We start from the raw sequence: 554 nt of genomic DNA, 5'->3' as shown, positions 1-554 counted from the left end.
AAGGGATCCAGATTGAATTGACTTTTGACAAGGTAGGCGAGAGAATCAATCCCTTGACGCATGTCCGTTTTCCCGCAAACCAAGCAGACTTGACCTAAATCACTGAGTCGGATGGTCATAGTGCAGTACCTTATCCAAGATTGTTTCCACTACTTCATGGTTGATAGAGTGAAAGAATGTGACTTCCACTTTTCCGAGATGAATTTTCATCAGAATATCATTTCTGCCTTTCTTCTCAAAGCGGCGAGATAGGGGAATAGTCAATGGGACGATGGGGTGTGACATAATAAATCCTCCAGTTTTGTTTTTTATAACAGTATACAGGAGGAGGGAGTGATTAGATAGATACCTTGTTATGGGGCGGTTACTTTTTTTCCTCCCTACCTAGTAAGTGAATAATTTAATTGCAAGTTTTACTTCTTTCCCAAATTTCAAGTTGAAGTTAGCCACCCAAAAGAAATTCACTTGGCGACTTGTAGCCCAAGCATTTTTTAGGGTAGTTGTTAATCCAATTTTCGATAAAAGCTACTTCTTTCGGAGTCGTTTTCTTGGTT

At 39.7% G+C, this 554-nt stretch carries 2 protein-coding genes and 1 pseudogene; all 3 read right to left on the bottom strand.

The features are described 5' to 3' along the window. Positions 1-119 (bottom strand): IS66 family insertion sequence element accessory protein TnpB (gene tnpB, locus SST62_RS1000000112420; protein ID WP_194283591.1); only part of this gene is annotated, 119 nt, incomplete at its 3' end. Next, complete coding sequence (locus SST62_RS0109540; RefSeq protein ID WP_029187175.1) at positions 100-285, bottom strand: hypothetical protein; 186 nt, start codon at positions 283-285, stop codon at positions 100-102. The genes SST62_RS0109540 and tnpB, both read right to left, overlap by 20 nt. Positions 286-442: 157 nt before the next feature. Continuing rightward, positions 443-554, bottom strand: a pseudogene (locus tag SST62_RS1000000112690) (IS30 family transposase); the annotation flags it as partial.

The organism is Streptococcus suis YS56, from assembly GCF_000440115.1.
Classification (GTDB): domain Bacteria; phylum Bacillota; class Bacilli; order Lactobacillales; family Streptococcaceae; genus Streptococcus; species Streptococcus suis_L.
The sequence above is the reverse complement of the archived record's forward strand: the minus strand, read 5'-3'. Positions and strand labels throughout refer to the sequence as shown.